The 18,922-nt window shown below is 53.4% G+C and carries 19 protein-coding genes; 9 read left to right on the top strand and 10 right to left on the bottom strand.

The window, feature by feature from the left end; all coding sequences use genetic code 11:
• Positions 1-214: 214 nt before the first annotated feature.
• From BN3772_RS05750 to mutT, 6 genes are all read right to left on the bottom strand, one after another.
• Complete coding sequence (locus BN3772_RS05750) at positions 215-499, bottom strand: alpha/beta-type small acid-soluble spore protein (protein ID WP_042197678.1); 285 nt, start codon at positions 497-499, stop codon at positions 215-217.
• A 126-nt stretch (positions 500-625) separates the two neighbouring features.
• On the bottom strand, positions 626-1,546 hold the full coding sequence (locus tag BN3772_RS05755) for an ADP-ribosylglycohydrolase family protein (protein ID WP_042197681.1): 921 nt from the start codon (positions 1,544-1,546) through the stop codon (positions 626-628).
• Between the two features lie 444 nt (positions 1,547-1,990).
• Positions 1,991-2,992 carry a Gfo/Idh/MocA family protein gene (locus BN3772_RS05760; RefSeq protein WP_042197684.1) on the bottom strand — a complete coding sequence of 334 codons (1,002 nt, stop codon included), beginning with the start codon at positions 2,990-2,992 and terminating at the stop codon, positions 1,991-1,993.
• Positions 2,993-3,075: 83 nt separating this feature from the next.
• A complete protein-coding gene (locus tag BN3772_RS05765; RefSeq protein ID WP_042197686.1) occupies positions 3,076-3,426 on the bottom strand; it encodes a hypothetical protein in 351 nt (116 codons plus the stop codon).
• Between the two features lie 4 nt (positions 3,427-3,430).
• The gene (locus BN3772_RS05770) at positions 3,431-3,754 is read right to left on the bottom strand and encodes a nucleoside triphosphate pyrophosphohydrolase (protein ID WP_042197688.1); all 324 of its coding nucleotides are present in this window, start codon (positions 3,752-3,754) and stop codon (positions 3,431-3,433) included.
• A gap of 20 nt (positions 3,755-3,774) precedes the next feature.
• Complete coding sequence (gene mutT / locus BN3772_RS05775; protein ID WP_042197690.1) at positions 3,775-4,158, bottom strand: 8-oxo-dGTP diphosphatase MutT; 384 nt, start codon at positions 4,156-4,158, stop codon at positions 3,775-3,777.
• Between the two features lie 140 nt (positions 4,159-4,298).
• Between mutT and BN3772_RS05780 the strand changes: the two genes are divergently transcribed.
• Entirely contained in the window at positions 4,299-6,449 is a 2,151-nt protein-coding gene (locus BN3772_RS05780; protein WP_341872564.1) for a peptidoglycan D,D-transpeptidase FtsI family protein, read from the top strand.
• A 149-nt stretch (positions 6,450-6,598) separates the two neighbouring features.
• Here the strand turns inward: BN3772_RS05780 and BN3772_RS05785 are convergent, their stop codons facing one another.
• On the bottom strand, positions 6,599-7,315 hold the full coding sequence (locus BN3772_RS05785) for a YceI family protein (RefSeq protein ID WP_042173063.1): 717 nt from the start codon (positions 7,313-7,315) through the stop codon (positions 6,599-6,601).
• A gap of 169 nt (positions 7,316-7,484) precedes the next feature.
• Here BN3772_RS05785 and BN3772_RS05790 point away from each other — a divergent pair, with 169 nt between their 5' ends.
• From BN3772_RS05790 to BN3772_RS05800, 3 genes are all read left to right on the top strand, one after another.
• Positions 7,485-8,165 carry a response regulator transcription factor gene (locus BN3772_RS05790; RefSeq protein ID WP_042197695.1) on the top strand — a complete coding sequence of 227 codons (681 nt, stop codon included), beginning with the start codon at positions 7,485-7,487 and terminating at the stop codon, positions 8,163-8,165.
• Entirely contained in the window at positions 8,153-9,562 is a 1,410-nt protein-coding gene (locus BN3772_RS05795) for a HAMP domain-containing sensor histidine kinase (protein ID WP_042197697.1), read from the top strand. The genes BN3772_RS05790 and BN3772_RS05795 overlap by 13 nt, the downstream gene beginning before the upstream one ends.
• Before the next feature lie 161 nt (positions 9,563-9,723).
• The gene (locus BN3772_RS05800) at positions 9,724-10,224 is read left to right on the top strand and encodes a hypothetical protein (protein ID WP_042197699.1); all 501 of its coding nucleotides are present in this window, start codon (positions 9,724-9,726) and stop codon (positions 10,222-10,224) included.
• 165 nt (positions 10,225-10,389) lie between these two features.
• Here BN3772_RS05800 and BN3772_RS05805 read toward each other — a convergent pair whose 3' ends face one another.
• Complete coding sequence (locus tag BN3772_RS05805) at positions 10,390-11,199, bottom strand: DUF6612 family protein (RefSeq protein WP_042197702.1); 810 nt, start codon at positions 11,197-11,199, stop codon at positions 10,390-10,392.
• Positions 11,200-11,376: 177 nt separating this feature from the next.
• On the opposite strand from BN3772_RS05805, the gene BN3772_RS05810 reads away from it, so the two are divergent.
• Positions 11,377-12,834 carry an amidase family protein gene (locus tag BN3772_RS05810; RefSeq protein WP_042197705.1) on the top strand — a complete coding sequence of 486 codons (1,458 nt, stop codon included), beginning with the start codon at positions 11,377-11,379 and terminating at the stop codon, positions 12,832-12,834.
• A 20-nt stretch (positions 12,835-12,854) separates the two neighbouring features.
• On the opposite strand, the gene BN3772_RS05815 is transcribed toward BN3772_RS05810, so the two are convergent.
• The gene (locus BN3772_RS05815) at positions 12,855-13,079 is read right to left on the bottom strand and encodes a YciI family protein (protein ID WP_042197707.1); all 225 of its coding nucleotides are present in this window, start codon (positions 13,077-13,079) and stop codon (positions 12,855-12,857) included.
• Positions 13,080-13,115: 36 nt separating this feature from the next.
• The gene (locus BN3772_RS05820) at positions 13,116-13,673 is read right to left on the bottom strand and encodes an SLOG family protein (RefSeq protein ID WP_042197710.1); all 558 of its coding nucleotides are present in this window, start codon (positions 13,671-13,673) and stop codon (positions 13,116-13,118) included.
• Between the two features lie 179 nt (positions 13,674-13,852).
• On the opposite strand from BN3772_RS05820, the gene BN3772_RS05825 reads away from it, so the two are divergent.
• From BN3772_RS05825 to BN3772_RS05840, 4 genes are all read left to right on the top strand, one after another.
• Positions 13,853-14,572, top strand: coding sequence for a hypothetical protein (locus BN3772_RS05825; protein WP_042197714.1), 720 nt, complete (start codon positions 13,853-13,855; stop codon positions 14,570-14,572).
• Positions 14,573-14,744: 172 nt separating this feature from the next.
• Complete coding sequence (locus BN3772_RS05830) at positions 14,745-16,409, top strand: spore germination protein (RefSeq protein WP_042197717.1); 1,665 nt, start codon at positions 14,745-14,747, stop codon at positions 16,407-16,409.
• 28 nt (positions 16,410-16,437) lie between these two features.
• A complete protein-coding gene (locus BN3772_RS05835; protein ID WP_042197719.1) occupies positions 16,438-17,541 on the top strand; it encodes a GerAB/ArcD/ProY family transporter in 1,104 nt (367 codons plus the stop codon).
• Positions 17,534-18,721 (top strand): Ger(x)C family spore germination protein, encoded by a 1,188-nt coding sequence (locus BN3772_RS05840; protein WP_042197721.1) that lies wholly within the window; start codon positions 17,534-17,536, stop codon positions 18,719-18,721. Before BN3772_RS05835 ends, BN3772_RS05840 begins: the two co-directional genes overlap by 8 nt.
• The last annotated feature ends 201 nt before the right edge of the window (positions 18,722-18,922 follow it).

Consider the following 18,922-nt stretch of genomic DNA (forward strand, 5'->3'; position numbering starts at 1 on the left):
GCAGGGCGGCTGTTTGAGCGATTTTACACCGGCGATTAGGCCAGACGCAGCGGCTCAGGACTAGGTTTGTCCATTGTCCGCCTGCTTACGGAGCAGATGGGCGGCACGGCCGGAGCCGCCTTACAGGGCGGGATTCTTGAGATCCGGGTCGAATTGCCGCTATCCGGCAGAGCAGGTACAGCTGCGCTTGATTCATGCTGTTAAGCCTGCTTATTCAGGACTGCCCTTTCCCGGCAAGCTGTTCCTGGGCCAGACGGATCATTTCCCGGACCATGGAGCCGCCGATTCTGCCGCCGATATGTCCGGCCTCTTCCGTTGTCAGGTTGCCGTTATTGCCCGGCTGCAGAGGAATCCCAAGCTCCTTCGCTACCTCATATTTAACGTCATCCGGATGATTCGGGTCCACCGGGTAGCCTTCCCGTCTCATAACCTCAGCCTTGAAGCTCTGCATTCCCTGTGCCGCTCCCTGTACTGCATACTTCCGGTTTCTTCTTGCCATCCTGAACACTCTCCCTTAGGGTTATTTCTTCTACTTTCCCCTAAGATTCTTCTTTGTATTCTATTGCCGGCAGCAGCAGGCATCCTGGGATTGTCCAATTAAGAAGGCTGTTTCTGTCAGCCGGCTTTATTGCGGCTCATTGTACAGCCGTAACGAGTAATCGTCGATCAGGCTGCGCATCGCAAGCTTGGATACCCAGCCTTCCGGGATGCCGCTGAGCCCGTAATAAGCTCCGGCAATCTGCCCGTACACCGCTCCGGTGGTATCGGCATCATTGCCCAGATTGACGGCAAGAAGCGCCCCCTCGGCAAAGCTCTCTGAGTGGTGGAATGCCCAAAGCGCCGCCTCCAGGGATTCCACAACATAGCCGCTGCCCTGAATTTCCGGCGGCTCCTTATGCTTGTAGGAGCCGTGCTTGATATCTAGGATGTGCGGGGTCAGCTCCTCCTCTTTAAGCCAGCCGGCGAAGGCTCCCGGAGACAGCATTTCCTGCTTGCTCCAGCCGTGCAGGCCCGCCAGAATATATGCGGCCATCAGGCGGCAGGCGCTAAGACATTCCGCTGCCCCGTGGGTTGTCCTGGAGCTGAGCGCCGCATAGCGGATAGCCTCTGCAGGATTAGCCGCATAATACAGCACAACAGGAGCCAGCCGCATAATCGAGCCGTTCCCGGCAGCCAGCGGATCGGCCGACCCGCTGTAGGCATCTCCTCCGGCTTCATACTTCAGCAGTGCCTCGCGCGTAGCATTGCCGATGTCGAAGCATTTTCCGGTGCTGCTCAAATGGCCCTCGCGGAACCATTTCAGGTACCGCTGCATCTGGTCAGCGTGATTAAAGCCCTGCTGCTCCAGCAGGCTCTCCGCCAGACAGAGCGCCATGGACGTATCGTCCGTCCATTGTCCCGGCTGCAGTCCGAACACTCCTCCCCCGATCATATCCTCCATAGGCGCAAAGGTTCCGGGAGCCTTGAACTCCACCGTGGTTCCGAGCGCATCTCCGGCGGCCAGCCCGTGCAGGCAGCCCTGATAACTTTCTTTAGCTAATACCATTAGATCATCCTCCTTATTGCCGGATAGCGGATAGGTGAAGGCAGCGCAATTTATACAAGACAGATACCTTCACACCGTCTTTCCCTTGACCGATTGGAACTCCCCATGCGTATTTAGTTTGATTTCCGCCACCTATTTCCATCGTTTCTCGAATTTCTTAATGATTAGCTGGAAATTCACCACCTATATTTACCCAATCATCTCTTTTAGGACGAGAACAGCAGAATTAAATAGCATTTTTCCAACTAATCCCTTCTTCACAGCAGTCCGCTTAGAAATAGATGGCGAATTTCCACTTAGCTTGATTAGCATGCTCTAGAACTGCGAATTTCCATGCAGGCACATTACAACCCACACCCCGTCCGGCCGTACAACTTAAAGCAGCCCCCAGAGCTGTTAATCACATTCTCTGAGAGCCGCCGCAGATATTATAAGAGCAGTATATTATTGTTCGCCCGGGTATTTAAGTCCCCACTGCGCCCGCACCTGATCCAGCAGCTTCATGATCGCAACCGACTCACCCAGTGTCATTACCGGGCTTTCCGTCAGACCGGCCTGAAGGCAGCGTCCCACTTCCTCTGCCTCAAAGCAGTATCCGTCGGAGGTCCGGTCATCCTTAAAGGTCTCCACCAGCTCGCCGCCGACGTACAGCTCAGCCTCGCGCGGGTTGACGAGCGTGCCTTTGACGACGATATGCCCGTCCGTTCCGAACACATGGGCCTCCTCCGTCAATTTGAGCCGGATGCCGCCGTTCAGCGAAGCGCTTTTGCCGCCCTCATAGGATAACAGCAGCGAGAAGTGCTCATCCACACCGGTTTCTCCGATATGGACAGTACTCGATACCGACTCCGGATGCGGGCCCAGAATCATCGAAGCAAAGGATACCGGATAGATACCGACATCCAGCAGCGCACCGCCGCCCAGCTCAGGGTTCAGCAGCCGCCCTTGCGGATTCCAGTCGGCACGGAAGCCGAGGTCTGCCTTAACCAGCCGGACATCACCGATCCGGCCTGCTGCAACCCATTCTCTGACCTTGGCATTGGCCGGAATGTAGCGGCTCCACATCGCCTCCATCAGGAACAGCTTCTGCTCCCGGGCGTACGCCACAACCTCCTCCAGTTCTGCACTGTTCACCGTGAACGGCTTCTCGCACAGCACCGCCTTACCTGCGCGCAGGGCCAGCAGCGCATTCTCTTTATGGAACGGATGCGGAGTCCCGATGTAGATGGCATCCACCTCAGGATCACTGACCAGCTCTTCATAGGTAGCATAAGCTACCGGAATTTCATGGCTGCGGGCGAACTTGTCTGCACTTTCCTGCGTGCGTGATCCGACAGCATAAGCAATGCCATTGCTGGCATGGGCCAGATCCGTTGCGAACTTATGAGCGATCCATCCGGTGCTCAGAATGCCCCATTTTATCTTGTAAGCGTTATCGTTAGCCATTGATGTCCCTCCTGCTCAGGAATAGTTTTTACTCCTTTTGATTCTATCAAACTGTGCTGCCTGTGTAAAAGAATGCTGCCGGATCAGACCATAGCCAGCAGCGCATATATTGCCAGCACTGAGAATCCGGCTGTTACCAGCAGCGTTGCTGCGTTCCAGACCCGGTGAACCACAGCCAAATTCTCAACATAGCTGTGCAGGAACAGCCTCCGCAGCAGCAGCTGAAGCAGCCGGATAATGCCGAAGCCGAGCCAGCCGAGCAGACTGATCAGAATAACCTCATAGCTCCCTTTTAAGGCGAACCGGTCCGCCACTGCACCATCATAATGCACGGGTACAAAATCCGGCATCTGACGGTAACTATACATGTAAAATAATATCGGAACCATGGCAGCAACTGCACTAAGCGAAAACGTCATCCGGTTCTTAAACATCGGGCTACTCCTCCGCATGCAGCAGCATAATACGGTTACTGAACCCGCCGCGCTGCGCCGCCTTGTCTGCACGTATCTGCTCCAGCAGCACACTGTCCCCGCCATGTACCGCAGCCAGCGCATGAATGACCTCCAGCAGGTCAGCGAGCTCCTCCAGCGCCTGCTTGTCTTGTTCAGCCTCCAAGTACTCTTCCGCCTCTTCGCGCAGCTTCAACCGCAGCGTCTCTATGTATTCTCCGTTATCCATAGCTCTTGTGCTGCAAGCCTTTCCCTGTGAAGCAATCAGTGCCGGAATTCCATCCCTGACCAGCTTGTTATATTCACGCAAAATAATCAGCCGCCTCTCCCTTATTCTTCCATCAGCCTCTTTACAAAAGGCACATCTGCCGGCGCAAAATGATACTCCGCCAGTTCACTTCGCTCGGCCCAGCTCCAGCTGTCATGATCGTTGAGTTCAAGCTTACCGCCTGTATATTCTGCTCTCCAGGCGACCAGCCTGATCTGAACGGTGCCGTAGTCATGCTCATGACAGCCAAAGTATTCATACGGCCTAATCTCTATGTTCATTTCTTCCATCAGCTCTCTGATCAGGCACTCCGCAGCCGCCTCACCCGGCTCCAGCTTACCGCCCGGAAACTCCCATAGTCCGGCCTGCGCTTTACCCGGCTTCCTGCGGGCAATCAGCAGCTTCCCTTCTTCATTGTGTATAATGGCTGCTGCCACGTCAATCATCGATTTCCGCTCCTTCTTTTGCACGACCCGGTATCCATGTAAGATTCCCTGATAGTGGTTTATTATGGTAAAATATGATTTGTATAGGATTACAAAACTAATAGATTTATAGAGCAGATGGTTCTGCAGGGAGGCTAGCAGTGAAAGATATTTTCAGGCCAAACGCTATGGAAGACGATCCTAAACCTAACCAGTCACTCAGTCTGCGCATCAATATCTTTTTCTTCAGCACGTTTATTATATTCTGCATCATTATTATCCGTCTTGCCATTATTCAATTTGTGGAGGGCTCCACACTTACTGAGGCCGAAGCCAGCCGGGATACCAAGAATGTACCCCTGGCCTCCATCCGCGGAACCATTTTCGCAAAAGGCGGGGAGAAGCTGGCCTATTCAACCTCGGTGCAAACGCTGTATTTTTCCCTGACAAGTGAATTTACCCAGACCGTAACGGACAAGGATACCCGGATTACCAGCCGGGCTCCTGAGGCTGCTGCCAAGGCCGACCAGCTTGCTGCTGATCTGGCTGCCGACTTTGTCAAATACGGGACTACACTGCCCGAAGGGGAAGTCCTGACCAAGGAAGCTATTCTCAAAGCGATGGATCTGGATTCCAAGGTGTATTCCGGCTTCATGCCGCGTCCGCTCAAACGGGGTCTAAGCAATGAGGAAATCGCCTACTTCATGGAAAACAAGAACAAGTATCCCACTCTGACGGTCAGCGAAGAGGATGAACGCCATTATGATCCGGACACTGTAGCCGTACAGACCGTCGGATATATCAAGCCCTTCAAAAAATCAAAGGAAAGCTTCGATATGTATCTGAACATTCAGGCCGCTATGAGAAACAGCGCTGATCCGGGCCTGGCCTACCGGGACGATGAATTTGTAGGGTTCGACGGTCTTGAGCTGCAGTACCAGCGCGAGCTGCGGGGACGCAACGGCTACTTGAGCGTAGCTGTTAATGCCAAGAATATGGCCGAGGGCATCGTGGAGACGATACCTCCTGTCAAAGGCAATAATCTGTGGACCACCATCGACAAAACCATTCAGATGAAAACCGAGCAGGCCATCCTGGATCAGATCAAATGGGTCCACAGCAATCCGGTACAGGGGAAGGTTCATAAGGATGCCTTAACCGGCTATGCGGTAGCCATGGAAGTAGATACAGGTAATATTGTCGCGATGGCCAGCATGGAGGACTATGATACTAATCTGTGGACTACAGGCACGATGCCTGCTGATGTGTGGGACGAGCTGCTGCCGAATTATCAGAATGGTGCGGTGACGCCGATTTCCTCCGGACGATCCGGGCATAATTTCAGCTCCACCGTATTTCTGGGCTCTGTCATCAAGCCACTAACCGTATTGATTGGCCTAAACGAAGGCTTCATTACAACGGGCACTAGCTACACTGATACAGGCAGCACCACTTTCGGCAGAGCCGGACATGAGACTACCGTCCGTAATGCAGGCGGTCATGCGTACGGTTATTTCAAAACTCCGGCAATGGCTATAGAGAAGTCTTCCAACGTCTTTATGATTGATAAGATAGGAAAGAAACTTTATGAGAAGTACGGCTCTGAAGGAGTAAAAGTCTGGGACACATACATGAAGGAGTTCGGGCTGGGTGAATTTCCAGAGAGCGGGCTTCCAGGGGAACACAAAGGACTGATCAACTATACAAAAGAAGCTGAAAAGGGAAGTTCGCAGTCTGCATTAGTATTTGCCTCTTTCGGACAGCAGGGCCAGTATACGGTGCTTCAGCTCGTCCAGTATACCTCTACCCTGGCTAACCAGGGCGTACGGATTAAACCGCAGCTTGTCAGTAAAATAACGGATCAGGCCGGCAATACGGTCAAAGCCTTCGGCAGGGAGGTCCTTAATGAGGTGAACTTTGATAAGGCCTACTGGCGCGAGGTCATCAAGGGGATGAATACAAGCGTTACTGCATTTAACGATTTCCCCTATGATTTCGCACGCAAAACAGGTACTTCCCAGCAGCAGTATGATATAACGGTAAACGGGAAGCGCAGCAGCCACCTGGCTGACAACGGTGTATTCATCGCCTTTGCCCCGCGCGACAATCCCAAGCTGGCAGTCGCTGTGGTCATCCCTGAGGGCGGATTCGGCTCCAACAGTGCCGCTCCGGTGGCGCGCAAGATTTTTGACGCCTATGACTGGGAGTATGGCCTGGACGGCATTCCGAAGAAGAGCCTTCCGCAGCCCGAGAGCACGGCGGACGGGGCAGCAGCAGACGGAGCTGGAACGGATCAGGAACAGGCGGATTAACCGGAACGGTTAACGTAATTAACTGTGTCCAGCAGATAATCAGCTGTCTGCAGGGATGAAGAGAATCAGACACAAACAAGGCCGTTCCACTTGGGAACGGCCTTGTTTGTCATGCACTATTTTATACCATAATCCATTTATATTAAACGTTACTTATTGAGCACAAGCTCCAGACGCACCTCGAGGTCATTCTCTGTTTCCATTACGATGTTATGAGGACTGGCCAGGCCGAAGTCGGCAAAGGTGACCGTTGTGGTTCCTGACAGCATAAGCTGCCCTCCGCTGTATACTACCTGCGAATCAAAAATAACATCCTTGTCAATTCCCTTAACGGTTAGCGTACCCTCCATCTGAACAGGCACTGCTGTACCTTCAGTCCATTCTGCCGGCAGCTCGGAGAAGGAGCTTACGGTGAAGGTCGATTGCGGGAATTGGGCCGCATCCAGATAGTCAGCAGCTTTTACATGCTCATCCCGTTGTCCGTTTCCGGAATCCAGCGCACTCATCTCAATGGAGCCTTCACCGGTCATTGCTGCCGCATCATCCAGATTAACATTCCAAGTACCTGTAACTGACGGGTTCACGAAATTGACTGTTTCCTGGGAGGTTGTAACCGACCAGTATACTTTTGATGTGTCAGCCACGCTCCACGCACCGTTCAATTGCTCTGCAGTAACCGCAGCGGCTGCCGTCTCCGGCGTATTTGCAGCAGCTGTACCTGAGTTAGCTGATGTCTGATCCTGTGCAGGGATAACCGACTCGATCTCCACGTTATTGCCCAAGCTGTTGTTCAAAAGTACAAAGGCTGCGATTGCTCCTGCGGCAACGACACCTGCGGCTGCCCATATCCATGTTTTTTTCTTCATTGTTAATGCCTCCATCCATGTATTTTCTCTATGCCTTGTCCGGCTTGAACCCATTCTAGCAAAGCAATATGTCGGGAATAAGTCGAAGCACCCTGCGGTGGAATGTGGTAAAATGATCGTGATTTTAAGTAATTCCGGATGTTTCAGTCCGCAAAAGGAGGGCTATGACTTGAAATCCATTCTGATTGTTGAAGATGAGGAACCCATTGCCCGTGTGCTCAGCGCCTATCTGAAGAAAGCGGGCTACCACGTCACCCGTGCCGCCGACGGACGGACTGCACTGGATGTATTCGGGGGTTCGCCCCCTTCCCTTATATTGCTCGACATCATGCTGCCGGAGATGGACGGCTTCGAGCTGCTGGACCAGATCCGCAAAATCAGCAGCTGCCCGGTCATCATGCTGACCGCCAGAGACGGCATCAAGGACCGGCTGGCCGGGCTCGACGGCGGCGCTGATGATTATATGTCGAAGCCGTTCATTCCCGAGGAGGTTGTCGCCCGTGTTAATGCCGTGCTGCGCCGGCCCTCCCAGTGGTCTGACGGCAGCGGCAAACGCCATTTCGGCAGCCTGTTTGTTGACTTCAGCGCACGCAGCATCTTCCTGAACGGTGCAGAGGTCAATCTGAGTCCGCGTGACATGTCCGTTCTGCTGTTCCTGGCCGAACGGCCGAATCAGATCTGCACCAGAGACCAGCTGATCGAGCAGGTATGGGAGATGGACTATGACGGCAGTGACCGTGCTGTTGACCTGTCGATCAAACGGCTGCGCCAGGCGCTCTCGCACTGGCCTGCCGCAGAAGGCGAGATCCGCACACTGCGCGGAACGGGGTATCAGCTATGGACCGAATAAAAAAAACGCGCAAACGCACCTCCATCCTGACCTACTGGACGCTCCGCTACATTATTATTCTCAGCGCCGGGCTGCTGCTGACAGCGCTGCTGACCTTCTGGTGGATTCAGCAGGAGGCGATGAACAACCGGATGCAGACCACCGGCCTGCTGGCCCAGGAAATTGCCGACCGCAGCTTAACCAGTGACGGGACGATGCAGATCAGCCCGACGCTGGCCAAGCTGGTGGAAGACCGGAAGCGGTTCTTCAAGGTATCGCTGGAAATGTGCGTTATTGTTACGGACCCGGCGGGCAGGCTGCTGTTCTCTGATCCGCCGCTGACCCAGGAAGAGATGCATTATAAGCTTAATGACACTTTAACCGATGCCCGCAGTCCGGAATTTAAGGCCGCAGTTGCCCAGATTCAGGAGGGCAGCGAAACCCTTGGACAGGTAATTGTGCTTCAGTCAAAACGTTCGCTGCGGCATATCCCGCAGGAGGAGATCCTTTTCTTCTCCATTATCATCCTGTTCCTGATTATTCTCAGCTGGCTGACCATCTACCTGTTATCCGGCAAGCTGGCTAAGCCTATTCAGCGGGTAGCCGCCGCCGCTTCGCAGATCAGCAACGGTGAATATAACATCGTTCTGGATACCGGGGCTAAAGAGCGGGAAATCCATGAGCTGCTTGTCTCCTTCCAGGAGATGTCCGGCAAGCTGCAGCAGTTCGAGCAGTCCCGGGCCGTTATGCTGGCCGGGGTATCCCATGAGCTGAAGACGCCGGTCACTTCTATTAAGGGACTGGTCCACGCCGTCCGTGAGGGTGTTGTTGAGGGAGACGAGGCGGATGAGTTCCTGGATATCGCCCTGCAGGAAGCGGGCAGGCTGCAACGTATGGTCGCTGATCTGCTTGATTACAATGCCTTAACCGCAGGCATTGTTGCTGTCCGCCATGACCGGATAGATGCAGTTCCGCTACTGTCAGAAATTGTCTACCAATGGGGGCTGACACAGGCTGATGAGGTTAAGGAGCCTGTGCTTGAGCTGCCGGACAAGCCGCTCTTTGTGCGGGGCGACCCGCTGCGTATCCAGCAGATTATCGTTAATCTGCTGAACAACAGCGTCCAGGCCGCGCCGCCGGGACAGCCGCTGCAGCTGACGGTCCGGCTTACTGCAATCTCGCAGGATTACGCGGAGCTTTGCATCGCTGATGACGGTCCGGGCGTCGCCCCGGATATCCGGGATAGGGTCTTCGAGGCCTTCTTCCGCAGCAGCAGCAAGCAGAGCCTGCTGCGCGGCCTCGGGCTCGGCCTGACCTTCAGCCGCCTGCTGGCTGAGGCCATGGGCGGAAGCCTGGTGCTCGGGGAGCCTCCGGCTGAAGGCTGTACCTTTGTATTGACTCTGCCGCTTCAGCCTTAGCACCCGGTCAGGTGCAGAGACAGTAGTGAGCAGGCCGTCGCGCCATATTCCGCGAGCGGGCGGCACCACACAGGCAAAGCAGTAGTGCCGCAGCCTGTGCGCATGGTATAATCACTTGCGCAAGCTGTAAATTCAGATGAACCGTGAACCGGAGGCTGTATATGCTTACTTTTGAACAAAAATTAGCGATTTTTGATTCCTACCCTGAGCTTGAGCGCAGAGAGGTCTCGCTCGGGCGGGTGAACTACCACTTCGAGGAAAGCCGGCATGATAAAAAGAGCGTCGCTTCCCATCTCCATCCGAACGGCAACGGCTTTGTCTATGCCGGACTGCTGCGCGGCTATGAAACAGACAACAAAGGCCTGGTCAATATCCGCGACTATTCTGAGGCTGACCTGCGTGAGCTGGTCAGTGCTTCCATCTCCTCTTTGTCGATGTATATCCCGGATACTCCCGCCCCTGGCAAACGCAAGAAAAAAGCAGCGGCAGCGGCAGGTGCAGAGACTATTTGGACAAATGCCGACGGCAACACACTGAGCCTGAGATTCGAGGAGGACCTGTGGTATCTCTACGCCGGTCTGCAGCTCGAAATGGCTTTTGAAACTGTTGAAGAAGCTGAAGAGTATCTGGCAGAGGAAGGCTTCCGGCCGGCCGGGAACTAAACCTCCAAGTCACACACCAAAAAACCTGTACATTGCAGCAGATGCTGCGGGTACAGGTTTTTTGGATTCGGCCGTGCGGGCAGGACGGTTTACGTACAATTAACGGTATTATCACCGCTATTTACAGTCCCGCTGTTGATCCCGGCCCCAAGCCGGTCCAACTATCTAATCCACTTGCAGCACTTCTTCAGGAACTACTATTCCCTTAACACTGTTATACTGGCTTATGGTCGCCTTCTGCTTCACTTCCCGGTATGCGCCGTCCCCGTTCAGCAGCTCTTCGGTCACCAGTTCCTCGCTAGTTCCGGTAGGCCAGTAGGTCTCCTTACTCACGCGGTATTCCATACTCATGCTTTTGACCAGTTCAAGCATCTGTGCAGCCACTTCCCTACTACTGTACTGAAGCTTGTAAAAGCTCTCCAGATTCTTCGTCTCCTCACCGGACAACGTCACACTTAAGACATACTCCTCCCCCGCTTCTGATACGTTCACATAAGGCAGGATTGTCTTGAGCATCTCCATCCGCCGCACGGGACTTGACTGCACCTGCACCGTAAGCTTCAAATCTTCCAGAAAGGAATCCGGCATCTTCCGCCACAGGCCTTCCAATAACATATAATAGCGGTCCTCTTTAAAATACGCCTCCGTCTCCGCAGGCTCCTTATCTCCGATTATCATGGTAGCCGTCTGGTGCATCTGCAGCGGGTCCAAAATATACTCCGTCGTCATCGTTGTATCCGAGATAAAGTCAGCATCCCCGCCGCCCGCCGGAATCCCGGATGCAATCCGGGACTGCGACTCCTGCACATAACTGTTCAGCCCGCGTCCTGCTTCAGCGACTCTGTCTATCAGCTCTTCTGCGCCCGGAAGATCCGCTTCTGCTGCCGTTTGCCCCTTGGATACCCCATCATTCGTACAGCCCGCCACGCTTAATGCAACAAGCAAGGCCATTACACCTTTACCCCATTTTATCAAAATACAGTCCTCCCGTATGCTTAGCCAAACTTTACATGGAATTATACACCATTTATAGATCTGCAGCTATTTGGACTGTCCGTAAAAAATTCCTGACACTACTCTATCAACCTGCTGCAAACTATGGTTAGATGAAGGAGAAGGCCATTCCAAAGAGAGAAAGAAGCGTGGACCCGCATGAGCTTTGACATTGTAGAGGCTACAATTCCGGAGATTGGGGCGGCACTTGCCGCCGGTGACATTACTTCCAGACAGCTGGTTCTCCTGTATTACGAGCGCATTGCCGAGCATGACAAAAATGGCCTGACCATCAACGCTGTACTGGAGATCAATCCGGATGCGCTGTTCATCGCCGAAGCCTTGGACAGGGAACGAGAGCTGCTGGGCCCGCGCGGGCCGATGCACGGAATTCCGGTCCTGCTTAAGGACAATATCAATACAGGGGACAAAATGCATACCAGCGCAGGATCGCTGGCGCTGGCGGATTCCTTTGCCGGGGAGGATGCCTTTATTGTAAAAAAGCTGCGTGAGGCCGGTGCCATTATAATGGGCAAAGCGAATATGACGGAGTTCGCCAACTTTATGACAAACGGTATGCCCTCCGGCTACAGCTCACGCGGCGGACAGGTGCTGAATCCCTACAATATCTCAACGCCGACCGGCGGCTCCAGCGCCGGCTCCGCTGTAGCCGTTGCCTGCAATTTCTGCACAGTGTCGGTGGGCACAGAAACGTCCGGGTCCATTCTTAATCCCGGGAATCTCGGCTCGATCGTAGGCATCAAGCCGACTGTCGGCCTGCTCAGCCGCTCGGGCATTCTGCCGCTGTCGAACACCCAGGACACTGCCGGCCCGATGGGCAGGACTGTACGTGATGCAGTACTGCTGCTTAACGCCATGCTTGGGCAGGATGACAGTGATGCTGCGATGGGCACTAATACCGGCAGAATCCACGAGGACTACGCCGTTTTTCTAGACCCGGACGGCCTTAAGGGGGCACGGATCGGAATTCCGCGCGATTATTATTTCGAAGAGCTCACAGAGGAGCAGCTTACACTATTCAATGCTTCTGTTGAGAAGATGCGTAAGTTGGGGGCTGTGATCATAGATCCGGCCGACATCCGCACCGCACGTGAGATTAAATATTCCTCTGTTGTACTGAATGAATTCAAAACCTCTATAAATGCCTATCTCGCCAGGCTCGGACCTGGAGCGAAGATGCGGACGCTGAAGGATATTATCGACTTCAACCATGCCCATCCGCAGGAGACGCTGCGCTATGGACAAGCGACCCTGATCGACGCCGAATATACCTCATCCGGCACATTGACGGAACCGAATTACCTGCGTGACCGCGCCACCGACCTGCGGCTCTGCAAGGAGCTTGGCATTGACGCTGCCATGGAGGAATACGAGCTGGATGCGCTGCTGTTCCCGGCTGATTTTGGCGCCAGAATCACCTCAAGATCGGGTTACCCGTCGATTGTTGTGCCATCCGGCTACACCTCGGCCGGCGCCCCGTTCGGCGTGACCTTCTCGGCGCAGGCCTATCAGGAGCCGCTGCTGATCAAGCTGGCTTATGCGTACGAGCAGCATTACAAAGTGCGTAAGCCGCCTTCACTGGACAGCTTTGTTTAAACATCGCTTAACCGGTATGCTTACTCTGCTGCTATGCCCATATGCCTGTTGCCTGCGTGTGACAGCCCCCAGGTACGCAGCTCATAGCTGCGGATGCCGGAAGTGACATAAGGATCACGTTCAGCAATCCGGACGGCTTCTTCACGGGAGGCCGCCCGGATAATCTCCATATCCCTGCGGTCGTGCTCCGTGGGACTGAGCAATATGACATAACAAATATCCTCCTGCATCTCCATGGCTTCCATACTCGGTCTTTCCTCTCTTTTTCCGGCTAAAAGGCTCTACTCATAATCGCTCCGGCTCTCCTCGTCGGCAATATTTTGAATCTCTTCCGCCAGCATCAGATGGAATCCGTAGTCACTCTCTGCATGCAGCTTCAATGCCCGTTCCTTAACGAATTTCGGGCTGCCTTCAGCTGCTTCCTCGTCATAGAACAGGAGAATGGCATCGCTTTTACGGAACAGCAGATCATCCCTGGCCCGGAACTGCCAGCTCCCGTCATACGGCGCATTACTGACTGCTCCGTAATAATCCGCTCCTGCCACGATCCGCCGGTACTCGTTCTGCTTGTCCTCCTTCCACTTTTCCTCCGGATTGGCATGGGCCGTAATAATCCCCAGCTTCAGCTGCGGATATTCCCGTTTCAGCTCCAGCACAACCTCGCAGGTCCAGAGATCCACTCCGTATTGTCCGGGCGTAATCACCCAGTCCACCCCATCCTCAATTAACGGAATCAGCCTGCTTTCCAGCGCTTTTTTGATATAAGGAATCCCCTGATGCTTATTGTCAAATATCCCGAGCTCATGTGCACGGTAGCCTGTTACCAGTAAAGTTGTCATGTGCTCCTCTTTTCCCAGAAATACATCTCATTCTTCATATTCTTCCCTTAATTATATAACATTTGCTTCTCTGGTTCCCGTGCAGATTACCATACTGCGACTTTAAGCCAGCTTTCAGAAACATCTGCTATAGTAACCTCGGAAATCACTTGAACTTTACAATAAAAGGAGAATTAAATATGAAAAAACATGTCTCTTATATGCTGGCGGGCGCTCTCATTGCCGCAGTTCTGCTTGCGGGCTGCAGCTCCGGTAACGATACCGCAGCACCCGCAGCTGCAGACAGCCAAAGCACCCAGACACAGGGCAGCAGCGCAGAAGGCGGACAGGGGCCGGGCGGCATGAACAGAGCCGGGATGAATATCGGCAAAATCAAAAGCATCAGCGGCAGCACCATCACCGTCTATACTGCGCAAATGCCGGAGGGCCGGCCGGAGAATAGCGGCGAAGGCGGACAAGGCACGCCTTCTGAGGGACAGGGCACTCCGCCCGGGGCCGGCGAAAGCGGACAGCCGGCCGGCAGCCAGCAGGGCACTCCGCCTGAAGGGGACGGGCAAAGCGGTGAAGCCGGCCAGCAGGGCGGCGGACGTCAGGGAGGAATGGGCGGCATGATGCAAAGTTTCTCGGAAGAGACTACAGAGATTACGGTCACCGGGGATACTCAGTATGTCTCTGTTACCTTTGAAAACGGAGAGCAGAAGGAAACCGTGCTAAGTCTCGCAGATCTTAAGGCTGATGATATTATTCAATATACCCTGCAGACCGACACCGCCATTGCTGACAAAATTACAGTCAGCACCGGCGGCTTCGGCGGTGGCGGCCGGGGCGGTGCTCCGGATGGCGGGAACAGCCGGAACGGAACGGACAGCTCAGCTGCGGCCGGAACAGGAAGCAAGTAAGCCTGGTACAATGATGTGAAAGAGGACCAGCCCATGAATAGGGCTGGTCCTCTTTTTAGCTTAACCGTTTGCGGGTCAAACATATTTTTTAGCATAAATGACTAAATTGAAGCAGACTTTGGAAAACTTCATATACACAGCTGTCTACTTCAATGAAAGTCGGGTGATCGCATTGCTTGCTACCGTCATATCCTATATCCCGGGCTGGGCAATCTTTGGACAGGCAGGCATCGCCCTGCTATTTCCGCTTCTGGGTCACGGCCTTTACAAAGCCTTGTATTCTATGGTGGGCAGCGGAAGAGCCGTGGAATCGCCGGGAACCAAAAATTCTGATCCGAACAAGAACCAGCAGCCGGCTCCCGATACCGGACCGATACCGGATCCGCAAGGCTTCAGTGGTGATTATGCCGCTGATCTCAAATTTATAAGAGATTCTATCGGCAGCAACTCCGATCTTCACTTTAAGGAGTTTACAATAAGCGGGCTGCAGAAGCAGGCTGTACTCATCTTTGTAGACGGCATGCAGAACGACCGGCAGCTGAATCTGCAGATCATGCAGTTTCTGGTGTCCGAAGCAGCGGCAGACTCCCTTTCAACTCCCGGTAAAGCCTTGTCAGAGCTGCCCTTCAGCCAGATTAATGAAGCCGGTGACCTGACCCTCTTCAATCAGTCCGTGCTGTTCGGTCATGCCGGATTGCTGGTTGAGGGCTTGCCTCAGGGCCTTCTGATTGAGCCGCCGGATGGCGCCAACCGCGCACTCGCCGAGCCCGTCTCGGAGGCGCTGCTGCGCGGTCCAAGACTCGGCTTCTCGGAGGTGCTCAGCGAGAACACCTCGATTCTGCGGCGCCAGGGCTTCAACGATCAGCTGGAAATGCGCTCCTACCGTGCCGGGACCCGCATCAGGAAGGATCTTGTGCTCGCTTATATGAAGGATATCGTTAACCTGGAACTGCTTAAGGAAGTAGAGACACGCATCAGCAAGCTGGATATCGATTTCCTGGCAGAATCGGGATATATTGAACAGCTGATTGAAGATAATTATTTGAGCCCGTTTCAGCAGGTGCAGAATACGGAACGTCCTGACCGGGTAATCAGCGCCCTGCTGGAGGGAAGGATCGCTATTCTGCTGGACGGGACACCCTTCGCCCTGATTGTCCCGGTTACTTTCAGCATGCTGCTCCAGTCACCGGAGGATTATTATGAGCGCTGGCTGCCTGGCACCATGATCCGGCTGCTGCGCTTCGTCGCCTCCTTTATGGCGCTGATGGCTCCGGCCCTGTACATCTCTTTTATTTCCTTCCATCCCGGACTAATTCCGACAGAGCTGGCACTGTCGATTATCGAGACCCGGCAGGGGGTTCCCTTTCCTTCGATTATCGAGGTGCTGATTCTGGAGGTCTCTATTGAAATCCTGCGCGAGGCCGGCATCCGGCTGCCTAAGCCGGTCGGTCCGGCGATGGGTATCGTCGGCGGTCTTATTATTGGCGATGCCGCCGTAAATGCGGGTATCGTCAGCCCGTTCCTGGTTATTGTTGTTGCAGTCACTGCCATCTCTTCCTTTTCGATACCAATGTACAGTGCCGGCATTACGCTGCGGATGCTCCGCTTTCTGGGTATGGGCTTTGCCGCGCTTCTGGGAATGTTCGGGACTATTCTGTTTTTCCTGCTGCTCTGCAGCCATCTCACCAAGCTGAAAAGCTTCGGCGTACCCTACCTTACCCCAGTGACACCCTACCGGCTGTCAGACTGGAAGGACCTGTTCTTACGGGCACCGCTCAGCCTGATGAAACGCAGGCCTATTATGATGAAGACACAGAACAACAGGCGTAAATCCTAATCTTATACCACCGGAAGGAGGCCATAACATGTTTACCCGTACAGATGACAAAATCACCGCTACACAAGCCGCAATCTTCCTTAATAACACCGTGCTTGGGGCCGGGATTCTGACCCTGCCGCGGGGAGTAAGCGATGCTGTAAAGACGCCTGATTCCTGGCTGTCTGTCCTGCTTGGCGGTGTTATCGTAATGGCAGTTGTCACCCTGATGGTAAAGATCAGCCAGCAGTTTCCGGGCAAAACCATTTTCCAGTATGCAGGAAGCATCGTCGGACGGGTTCCCGGTGCACTGCTCTGCCTGCCGCTGATTCTCTACTTTCTGATTCTGGCCGGCTTTGAGATTCGTTCGCTGGCAGAGGTCACCTTGTTCTTTCTGCTGGAGGGAACGCCAATCTGGGCCATTATCCTGCCGTTTATCTGGGCGGGGACCTATCTCGTTTACGGCGGAATCAACTCTATCGCCAGAGTGTTCCAGATTGTTTTTCCAATCAGCATCATGATTCTGATCATCTGCTACGCGCTTAGCCTCCGGCTGTTCGATATCGATAATCTGCGCCCGGTCCTCGGAGAGGGTATTCTGCCTGTGATTTACGGCCTGAAATCTACGGTGCTGGTCTACAGCGGATGTGAGGTTGTCATGACACTCGTGGCCTTTATGCAAAGGCCTGAAAAAGCAGTGAAAACAATGCTGATCGGCATCGGCATTCCGGTAGGGCTGTATTTTTTGACTGTAGTGATGGTCATTGGCGGTTTATCCATTGATTCGGTTGTAACGAGCACCTGGCCGACCATCGACCTGATCCGCAGCTTTGAAATTACAGGATTTCTGTTCGAACGGATGGAGTTTCCGCTGATGGTCATCTGGCTGATGCAGATGTTCTGCAACTTCTGCAGCTTCTTTTTCCAGGCCTCGCTGGGCATTTCGCAAATCTTCCGGCTTAAGGTGCATCCGGTGATTTATATGCTGATTCCGGTCATTTTCATCTCGGCAATGATCCCCAAATCCATTAGTGAAGTATTCAGTCTGGGGGATTTCATCGGAAAATCGGGGCTCTTCCTGTTCATGCTGCTGCCGGTGCTGCTCTCCATCATCTGGCTGATCCGCAGGAAAGGATCGAAGCAGCATGTATAGACGTTTATTGCCGCTTATCCTTTGTCTTTCTCTGCTTGCCGCCACCCAGACCGGATGCTGGAGCAGCAAGGAGATCGAGGATCTGGCGCTGTACACCGGCCTCGCCCTGGATGTCGGGGAGCTGACCAAGGCTGAACAGGAGCTTGCCGATAAAGGGGTTCATTACTCAAAAGAGAACAAGATTACGGCAACGGTCCAGATAGTCCCGGTAAAAATGGTAGGCATTAAAGAAAAACAAGGCAGCCAGCAAACCGCATCCTATCATAATCTCTCCGGCACCGGGGACTCTGTGCTTGAAATTTTCCGCCAGTACTCCATCCGCAATGACCGCCCGATCGTCGGTCATCACCTCAAAGTCATTGTTGTCTCAGCTGAGCTGCTGAAGCAGCAGACTATCGATCAGCTGATGGATTTTGTATTGCGTGATAATGATATCCGTCCAAGCACCATGGTTTTCATCAGCCAGGGCCGGGCAAAAGACACTTTGGTCTCAGACAATGATGAGGTTCCCTCTTTCCACATCCGGCAGATGATCCGTAATCAGATCAGGACAAGTAAGGTAATGACCCCGGTCATTTTGTCCGATATGGACGCCCTTATGCACGCCAAGCGCAGCTTCGCACTGCAGAACCTGGTCACCGCAGATGGTGAAACCGAGTTTGCCGGAGCAGCAATAATTAAGGGGGATACGGGTCACTGGATCGGTAATCTGAGTCAGGAGGACACGGAATGTCTCTCCTGGCTGACTAAAAAAAGCTCCTCCGGTGTAATCAAAACCTATGACTGGGACAATGAGCCGATGACCTATGAAATGAAAGCAATGAACAGTAAAATCAAAGCCCAGGTAGACGGAGACGAAATCACCTTCAATGTATCTATTGAGACGGAAGGGCGGCTGATTGAAACGTGGAACATCTCCGGCTTGCCTTCCTCTAGTGAATATGCAAAAAAAACCGGCGAGGTCTTCGAAAAGAAGCTTAAGCAGATGATGGATCACCTGATCGTGAAGCTTCAGAAAGATTACAAGACTGATGTAGCCGGCTTTGGGAAGGTGCTCAGCATTCAGCATCCCAAGACCTGGAGTAAAGTCAAGGAGCATTGGGACGAGACGTTCAGCAGCTCCACTATCAATATTAAATTCGATCTCAGCATTACGGATTTCGGTGCATTTACCAAGTAGCAGATTTATAGAACAAATCCACCCGAAGTGTGGATCTATATAGAGGGTACTTAAGAACCTAATTTGCTGACTTCTGGCAGCTGCTTAACTTTAATTTGGTCTTACCCCCTTAAGGCGTTCATTGTTCTTGGCAGCTGGCAGCTGTATTGAAATAGCGAATATAGGCATATACCCTGGCCAAATGTATGCGAAAAAACGAAT

It is taken from the genome of Paenibacillus camerounensis, from assembly GCF_000723885.1.
GTDB classification, from domain to species: domain Bacteria; phylum Bacillota; class Bacilli; order Paenibacillales; family Paenibacillaceae; genus Paenibacillus_AQ; species Paenibacillus_AQ camerounensis.

Bases quoted from the DNA above. Each gene is read 5' to 3' on its own strand.
- BN3772_RS05755 (WP_042197681.1), bottom strand. From the start codon at position 1,546: ATGGTATTAGCTAAAGAAAGTTATCAGGGCTGCCTGCACGGGCTGGCC.
- BN3772_RS05815 (WP_042197707.1), bottom strand. From the start codon at position 13,079: ATGGAAGCCATGGAGATGCAGGAGGATATTTGTTATGTCATATTGCTC.
- BN3772_RS05840 (WP_042197721.1), top strand. From the start codon at position 17,534: ATGTATAGACGTTTATTGCCGCTTATCCTTTGTCTTTCTCTGCTTGCC.
- BN3772_RS05820 (WP_042197710.1), bottom strand. From the start codon at position 13,673: ATGACAACTTTACTGGTAACAGGCTACCGTGCACATGAGCTCGGGATA.
- BN3772_RS05750 (WP_042197678.1), bottom strand. From the start codon at position 499: ATGGCAAGAAGAAACCGGAAGTATGCAGTACAGGGAGCGGCACAGGGA.
- BN3772_RS05835 (WP_042197719.1), top strand. From the start codon at position 16,438: ATGTTTACCCGTACAGATGACAAAATCACCGCTACACAAGCCGCAATC.
- BN3772_RS05795 (WP_042197697.1), top strand. From the start codon at position 8,153: ATGGACCGAATAAAAAAAACGCGCAAACGCACCTCCATCCTGACCTAC.
- BN3772_RS05760 (WP_042197684.1), bottom strand. From the start codon at position 2,992: ATGGCTAACGATAACGCTTACAAGATAAAATGGGGCATTCTGAGCACC.
- mutT (WP_042197690.1), bottom strand. From the start codon at position 4,158: ATGATTGACGTGGCAGCAGCCATTATACACAATGAAGAAGGGAAGCTG.
- BN3772_RS05810 (WP_042197705.1), top strand. From the start codon at position 11,377: ATGAGCTTTGACATTGTAGAGGCTACAATTCCGGAGATTGGGGCGGCA.
- BN3772_RS05765 (WP_042197686.1), bottom strand. From the start codon at position 3,426: ATGTTTAAGAACCGGATGACGTTTTCGCTTAGTGCAGTTGCTGCCATG.
- BN3772_RS05825 (WP_042197714.1), top strand. From the start codon at position 13,853: ATGAAAAAACATGTCTCTTATATGCTGGCGGGCGCTCTCATTGCCGCA.
- BN3772_RS05800 (WP_042197699.1), top strand. From the start codon at position 9,724: ATGCTTACTTTTGAACAAAAATTAGCGATTTTTGATTCCTACCCTGAG.
- BN3772_RS05785 (WP_042173063.1), bottom strand. From the start codon at position 7,315: ATGAAGAAAAAAACATGGATATGGGCAGCCGCAGGTGTCGTTGCCGCA.